7 protein-coding genes are annotated in these 7,111 nt (G+C 73.8%); 3 read left to right on the forward strand and 4 right to left on the reverse strand.

Features of this window, described 5'->3' with window-relative positions; genetic code table 11:
* The first annotated feature begins 156 nt into the window (after positions 1-156).
* Positions 157-1,107: an ROK family protein gene (locus ACFV4G_RS39085; protein ID WP_380447585.1), complete on the forward strand. Its 951-nt coding sequence runs from the start codon at positions 157-159 to the stop codon at positions 1,105-1,107.
* Between the two features lie 56 nt (positions 1,108-1,163).
* A complete protein-coding gene (gene manA, locus ACFV4G_RS39090; RefSeq protein ID WP_380447587.1) occupies positions 1,164-2,453 on the forward strand; it encodes a mannose-6-phosphate isomerase, class I in 1,290 nt (429 codons plus the stop codon).
* Here manA and ACFV4G_RS39095 read toward each other — a convergent pair.
* The 4 genes from ACFV4G_RS39095 to ACFV4G_RS39110 all read right to left on the reverse strand — a co-directional run bounded on the left by ACFV4G_RS39095 (position 2,417) and on the right by ACFV4G_RS39110 (position 5,114).
* Positions 2,417-2,812, reverse strand: coding sequence for a DUF2267 domain-containing protein (locus tag ACFV4G_RS39095; RefSeq protein ID WP_380447588.1), 396 nt, complete (start codon positions 2,810-2,812; stop codon positions 2,417-2,419). The two genes, manA and ACFV4G_RS39095, sit on opposite strands and share 37 nt — an antisense overlap.
* Positions 2,813-3,028: 216 nt before the next feature.
* Entirely contained in the window at positions 3,029-3,577 is a 549-nt protein-coding gene (locus ACFV4G_RS39100; protein WP_380447590.1) for an acyl-CoA thioesterase, read from the reverse strand.
* A complete protein-coding gene (locus tag ACFV4G_RS39105) occupies positions 3,574-3,885 on the reverse strand; it encodes a hypothetical protein (RefSeq protein WP_380447592.1) in 312 nt (103 codons plus the stop codon). The genes ACFV4G_RS39100 and ACFV4G_RS39105 overlap by 4 nt, the downstream gene beginning before the upstream one ends.
* Positions 3,886-4,151: 266 nt before the next feature.
* The gene (locus ACFV4G_RS39110) at positions 4,152-5,114 is read right to left on the reverse strand and encodes a DUF6528 family protein (RefSeq protein ID WP_380447594.1); all 963 of its coding nucleotides are present in this window, start codon (positions 5,112-5,114) and stop codon (positions 4,152-4,154) included.
* Positions 5,115-5,366: 252 nt separating this feature from the next.
* Here ACFV4G_RS39110 and ACFV4G_RS39115 point away from each other — a divergent pair, with 252 nt between their 5' ends.
* Positions 5,367-6,992, forward strand: a complete 1,626-nt coding sequence (locus ACFV4G_RS39115) for an alpha/beta hydrolase (protein ID WP_380447596.1) — start codon at positions 5,367-5,369, stop codon at positions 6,990-6,992.
* Positions 6,993-7,111 lie beyond the last annotated feature (119 nt).

A 7,111-nucleotide genomic window follows, 5' to 3' on the forward strand; every position in this document is an offset into this window, starting at 1 on the left:
TTTTTTTTTTTTTAAGTGCCCGCCCGCCCCCGGGGCGGCCCCCCCCGCCACCCCCCCCCCCCCAGAAAGCCCACCCCCCACCCCAAGCCCCGCGCAGCGGCCCCCACTACGCTAACCACAACCCCACCACCCACCCCCCAACAGGAGCCGTCCCCGATGCCCGCCGCCCCCGCCAACACCCCCGCCCCCCTGTTCGCCGCCATCGACATCGGCGGCACGAAGATCGCCGGGGCGCTGGTCGACGACCTCGGGCGGCTCCACCACCGGGTCCAGCTGCCGACCCCCGCCCAGGAGCCGGCCGGGGCGGTGTTCGCCGTCGTGCACAAGGTGCTGGACCAGCTGGCCGGATCACCGGACTGGGCAGGAGTGACCGCCCTCGGCATCGGCAGCGCCGGCCCGGTGGATCTCGTCCAGGGCACGGTGAGCCCGGTCAACATCCCGGGCTGGCGCGGCTTCCCGCTCGTCGCCGAATCAGCCGCACACCCGGCCGTGGCCGCCCGCCACCTGCCCGTACACCTGGCCGGGGACGGCGTCGCGATGGCCGCCGCCGAGCACTGGCGGGGTGCCGCGCGGGGCGCCGCGAACGCGTTGTGCCTGGTGGTGTCGACGGGCGTCGGCGCGGGCCTGGTCCTGGACGGCTCCGTCCGGCCCGGCCCGAGCGGGAACGCGGGCCACCTCGGCCACATCACGGTCGACCTGGACGGCGAGCCCTGCCCGTGCGGTTCGCGGGGCTGTCTGGAGGGCATCGCCAGCGGCACGGCGATCGCCCGCCGGGCACTCGCCGAGGGCTGGCAGCCGGCCGGGGAGGACCGTTCGGCCCGCGCCGTCGCCGAAGCCGCCACCGCCGGCGATCGGATCGCGCTGGCCTCCTTCGACCGTGCCGCCAAGGCCCTGGCGGCCGGGATCGCCGCCACCGCCACGCTCGTGGACCTCGACCGGGTGGTGATCGGCGGAGGAGTCGCCACCGCCGGGGAGCTGCTGTTCACCCCGCTCGCCCGGTACCTCGACGAGTACGCCGCCCTGCCGTACGTCCGGGGCCTCGACGTCCGCCACGCCGAACTCGGCACCGATGCGGGCCTGATCGGCGCCGCCGCCCTCTGCCGCTGACCCGCGCACCACGCACCACGCACCACGCACCACCCCCGACCCCCGGGAGACCCGCCATGCACCTTCTCCCTCCCTTCGCCCTGCTCCACAACCCGGTCCGCACCTACGCCTGGGGCTCCCTCACCGCCATCCCCGAGCTGACCGGCACAGCACCGACCGGCGCGCCACAGGCCGAGCTGTGGATGGGCGCGCACCCGTCCGCCCCGTCCCTCCTCCTCGACCCCGACGGCCCCACCACTCCGCGCCCACTCGACGAACTGATCGCCGCCGCCCCCGACACCCTGCTCGGCCCCGACACCGTCCACCGCTTCGGCCCGGTACTCCCGTTCCTCCTCAAGGTGCTCGCCGCCGACCGGCCGCTGTCCATCCAGGTGCACCCCACCCGGGCGCAGGCGGCCGCCGGGTACGACGACGAGGAGGCGCGCGGCATCCCGCTCGACGCCCCCGAGCGGACGTACAAGGACCGCGAGCACAAGCCCGAACTGCTCTGCGCCCTCACCGACTTCGAGGCCCTGTGCGGCTTCAGGCCGACCGCCGCCACCGCCGACCTCCTCGACACCGTCAACACCCGCGACACCCCCAACACCCGCGACACCCGCGACGTCCCGATGCTCGCGCCCTGGGCCGACGCCCTCCGCAGCCGCCGCCCCGCCACCGAGGTCCTCCCCGACCTGCTACGCGAAGCCTTCACCAAGACCCGCCCCACCCACTCCGAACTCGCCACCCTCGCAGCACATTTACACCGTATCGCCGCCACCAACAGCCCGTACGCCGAGGCCTGCGCCGCCTACGCCCGCGCCGCCGACGAGTATCCCGGCGACCCCGGCCTCATCGCCGCCCTGCTCCTCAACCACGTCCGGCTGGCCCCCGGCCAGGCGCTCTACCTCGGGGCCGGAGTCCCCCACGCGTATCTGCGAGGCACGGGCGTGGAGTTGATGGCGAACTCGGACAACGTGCTGCGCTGCGGCCTCACACCGAAGCACGTCGACGTGGACGGCGTCCTCGCCGTGACGTGCTTCGACCCGTCCGAAGCAGACGTCCTCGACCCCACCGACGAGGGACAATTCCCGACCCCCACCCCCGAATTCAGCCTCTCCAGGCTCCACCCCACCGAGTTCCCCACCCGCGCCGACCTCCCCACCCCCCAGATCCTCCTCTGCACGAAGGCCGCAGCCCGCCTCCGGTCCCCCGACGGAGCCGTCCTCGACCTCCGCCGCGGAGCCGCCGCCTACCTGCGCCCGGGCGCCGGGCCGGTGTGGCTGACCGGCCCGGGCGCCGAGGTGTTCCGCGCCACCACCGGCGCGCCGGCTCAGGCGGGCAGCGGGTGGCCGAAGAGCAGGTCGTAGCCGTCGGGGAGCTGGTCGAGCACGCGGTCGACGAGGTCCCCGGGCGCGAGGTCGACGGTGGTGCTGAGGACGGCCCCGATGTCCCACTGCGCGGTCGCCGGGGTGGCCCCGTCGATCCAGCCGACGACGGCCTCGACGAAGCGCTCGGCGGTCAGCGGTGCGCAGGTCGGTGCGGCGTCGCGCAGGAGGGTGGCATAGGCGCCGGGCAGGGCCTCGGCGAGCTCGCCCCGTTCGCCGCCGACCAGGTGCTCGCCGAGCAGGGCGAGCACGACGCGGGTGGCGTGGTCGGCCTCCGCGCGGCCCCCGTACTCCCCGCGTTCGACGACGCGGTCGAGGAAGTCCTCCGAGGAAATGGTCATCGCGTCCTCCTTCCGCCCGGTGGGTACCGGCGGGAAAACGGCGGCGACGACTGCCGCGGCGGCCGGGAGCGGAATGCGACCAGCGTGCGCGGGGGGACCGACGCAGCACGTCACCGACGCCGAACGTACCGGTGCCCGTGCTGCTCAGCGTACTGCGGAAGGGCGGGCGGGCGGACCGACGCCATTGTCGATCACACCCGAATTCGACCCGGTCCGTCAGGCCGCGGAGGCCCGGCACCGCCGGCGCGTGCGGCGCGCCGCGGTGGCCCCGCCGGCCCTGACCGGGACCCACTGCGGCGGCCCGGACGGCGGCGCCGTCGGCGCGACCGCGTCGGCCCGAAGGCACTCCGGCATAAACCCGGAGAGAAATCGCCGTTCGCTCTGGCTGAGTTTCCGCGAGCGCCCGGATTCACGGTCCCTGGCGACCACCACGGTACGGGCCCGCATAAAGACCAGTGGTTCCCGGCAGACATTCACCTCGACGTGTGCGGAACTACGCCCGAGCCGTTCGACGGAGATCCGGACGGACAATGGCTCGGGCCGGTGATGCAACTGTTCCAGGTAATCGATCTCGTGCCGCGCGATGATGAATCCGGACGGGAAGAGCGATTCCCGCACGGCGGTCGCGTGGTGGCGGAACAGGTCGTAAATCCCCTCCTGGACGTAGCCGACCAGCCGGGCGTTGTTGATGTGCCCGTTCTCGTCGACGTCGCTCCACCGGGTGGGGCAGGCCAGCACGTGCGCGCCCGGGTGCAGGGCGCTCACTGCCGCGTCAGCCCGGCGCCGGTCTCGGCGGGGAGCAGCGCCCGCTGCAACCTGGCGTAGTAGGCGGACTGTTCGCTCGCCATGCGGGCCGCGGTCCAGCCCTCCTCGGCGGCCTCGGCGGCGGTCTGCACGACCAGGCTGTCGAGCACCGCGTCGACCGAGCGGCAGAGTTCGGCGACGGCGGCCAGGCGCTCGGTGACGTCGGAGCCGCCGGCCGCGCTGCGGGCCGGGAAGGCGGCCAGCGAGTCGACCGCGAGGCGCAGATCGTCGACCGCGGCGGGCTGCTGCTCGGAAACGCAATTGCGCATGTTTTCTCCCGGAAAAGTCGCGGCAGGGCAGGGCCCGGCCCTGGTCGAATGCGTCGGATTACGCCGGGGGGAACGGTCGGACCACCCCCGGGCGGAACGGACGCTATCCCAGCCCGCACGGCCCGCGACAGGTTTGCGGACGATCAAGGGAAACTCACTTCCATTGGAGTAGTTTGGCGGGGCACAAAATATGCCGCATCAGCCGAATGCTCCGGCGCGGGGCGTGTATTCGCCACCCTCCGCCACCCCTGGTGCCGCGGCCGCCGTCACCAACCCCCGCCCCACCAGCGCGCCTTGTAGAGGTGGGTGCCGCGCAGGACCCGGGTGCCGCCGGGCCGGTGGAAGGTCAGGACGGAGGTGCACCAGTCGCACGGCGCGGTGTGCTCGGGGGCGACGGTGAGGAGGCGCCCGGTGCCGGGTTCGTCGCCGACGCTCTTGAGGTCGCGCTCGGCGGCGCGGTCGGCGAGCCGGACGGGGGTGAAGCGGCCGCCGGCGGTGTCGTACTGCCAGAGCGCGGTCAGGGTGCTCACCCAGAACCGTCCCGGCGCGGCGAGGACGGGCGCGAGGTCGTGCCCGCCGCGGCCGGGCAGCGGGACGGCGCGGACGGCGGTCAGCGCGGGCGCGGCCGGGGTTCCGCCGACGCGGAGGGCGGTCAATTCGTCGTCGCCGAGCGCCCAGAGCAGGCCGGTGCGCCGGTCCCACTGGACGCCGTGCGCACCGGGGAGCGGGTACTCGGCGTGCGCGGTGGCCCGCGGCCCCTGCGAGGCGGCGTAGACGCGCACCCAGCCGCCCTCGCTCGCGGCGACGGCGACGTTGCCGTCGGGGAGCAGCTCGATGCTGTGCGGGTTGGCCGCCGCCCCGGCGTCGGTCGCCCAGCGGGTCGCGCCGGTGGTGGTGTCCACGACGGCGGCGAGGCCGCCGGAGGCGGTGACGAGCAGGAAGCGCCGGCCGCCGCGTATTCGGCTCTTGGCCTCGTCCGGAGCGGTCCACGTGGTGGCGGGCCCGAGGTCGGCGAGGTCGGGCGCCAGGTCGGCGCTCCAGCTCCAGACGACGGGCAGCCGGTCGGGGCCCCGGTAGGCCATCAGCTCCTCGGCGCTCTGCAGGACGAGCACGCGCCGCGACCCCTGGTCGACGACGGCCACCGCCCAGCCGGGCTCGACCGCGTACGCCCCGGCGGCGGGCGCGCAGAGCAGCAGGGCGCACAGGCCCACGAGCGTCCTCCTCGGCACGCCACCACCGTGCCGGGCCCGCGCGCCCGCCGCACGGCACACGCAGCCGAACGGGCGTGCGAACCGTCGCCCGACCCCCCTTGCACCCTCTCCGCCCCACCCCGCAGGCCCGCCGCCCAGATCCGACCCGACTCCACACCGACTCCGACCCGACTCCACGCCGACTCCGACCCGACTCCACGCCGGTCAAGCCTTGGTAAAGTCCGGTCGGGCCCCTGGCAGTACCATTTCACGTATCACATCATGCTCCCCATGAGAAAAGTCATCGCCCTCCTCTCGGCCGCCGCGGCCGTCGCCGCCCTGGGCGGAGCCGCCTCCGCCGCCGAGCCCGACACCGCCGCCCTGGAGGACACCGGCCAGGGCAGCCTCGTCTGGAGCTCCTGCAACGACGCCACCACGCCGGCGCTCCAGTGCGCGATGCTCGACGTCCCCGTGAACTACGCCGACCCGCACGGCCGGAAGATCAAGATCAAGCTGAACCGGCTGCCCGCCACCGCCCCCAAGGACAAGCAGCAGGGCCCGATCCTGCTCAACCCGGGCGGCCCCGGCGACTCCGGCCTCTGGATGCCCGCCTACATCTCCGGGCAGATCCCGAAGGACGTCGCCTCCACCTACGACTGGATCGGCTTCGACCCGCGCGGCACCAACGCCAGCGACCCCCATGTCGTCTGCGACGCCCACTACTTCGACGCCGAGCGCCCCGACTACCAGGTGAGCCAGGGCACGTCGAAGGCATGGCTGAAGAAGGCCGCCGGGTACGCCGCCGACTGCGCGGCCGACTGGTCCTGGCTGCTGCCGCACATGACGACGGTCGACAACGCGCGCGACATGGACAGCATCCGCCGCGCCCTGGGCGTCCAGAAGATCAACTTCTACGGCGGCTCGTGGGGCACCTCACTGGGCTCGACGTACGGCCAGCTCTTCCCGAAGCACGTCCGCCGGATGGTGCTCGACAGCATCGTCGGACCGACCATCAGCTGGTACGACCACAACATCCTGCAGGACAAGGAGCACCAGCGCCGCTTCGACGCCTTCGCCGACTGGGCCGCCAAGGCCGACTCCGTCTACCACCTCGGCACCGACCGGGCAGCCGTCGAGAAGGCGTACGCCCAGGTCGAGGACGCCCTGCGGAAGGACCCGGTCGACGCCGCGCCCGCGCCCGGCAAGATCGGCCCGGCCGAGTTCGAGGACACCTTCTACGGCGGCGGCTACAACTTCCTGCGCTGGCCCCGGATGGCGACCGTCCTGTCCTCCTACCTCGTCCAGCACGACACCCGCCCACTGAACATCGCCTACAACAAGTACGCCGCGCCCGGCTCCGACGACGGCACGTTCCCCGCCTACAACGCCGCACAGTGCACCGAGAACGCGTGGCCGCGCGACTGGGAGACCTGGAAGAAGGACCAGGCCAAGGTCAACGCCGAAGCGCCGTTCTACACCTATAACAACATGTGGTACAACGCCGCCTGCATGTTCTGGCCCTACCAGGGCAACCAGGCCGGCCGGCTGAAGATCACCGGCAAGGGCCTCCCGCCCGTCCTCCTCTTCCAGGCCACCGAGGACGCCGCCACCCCGTACGAGGGCGGCCTCGCGATGCACGACGCGCTTCCGGGCAGCAAGCTGGTCGTGCAGGACGGCGGCAGCTTCCACGAGATCCTGTTCCACGGCAACGCGTGCCTGGACGACACCTTCACCGCCTACCTGCGCGACGGCAGCCTCCCCGACGGCAAGGGCCGCGTCGCCAAGACCTGCGCCCCGGAGGCCGATCCGGCCCCCGTGCTGGTGACGCCGCCGCCCACCCTCACCGCCAAGACCGCGGCCCCGGCGGCGCCGCTGTCGCCCACCGACCCGGAGGCCGTGCACGGCGTCCTGCGGTGACTCACCTCCGTGGGGGGGGGGGGGGGGGGGCGCGGGGCGGGCGCGGGGGGGGGGCGCGGCCCGCGCCGGGGGGCGCGCCCCCGGCTGGACGAGGGTGGTGGAGGCCGGTGGGGGGCGCT

It is taken from the genome of Kitasatospora sp. NPDC059747 (assembly GCF_042732955.1).
Lineage (GTDB): Bacteria > Actinomycetota > Actinomycetes > Streptomycetales > Streptomycetaceae > Kitasatospora.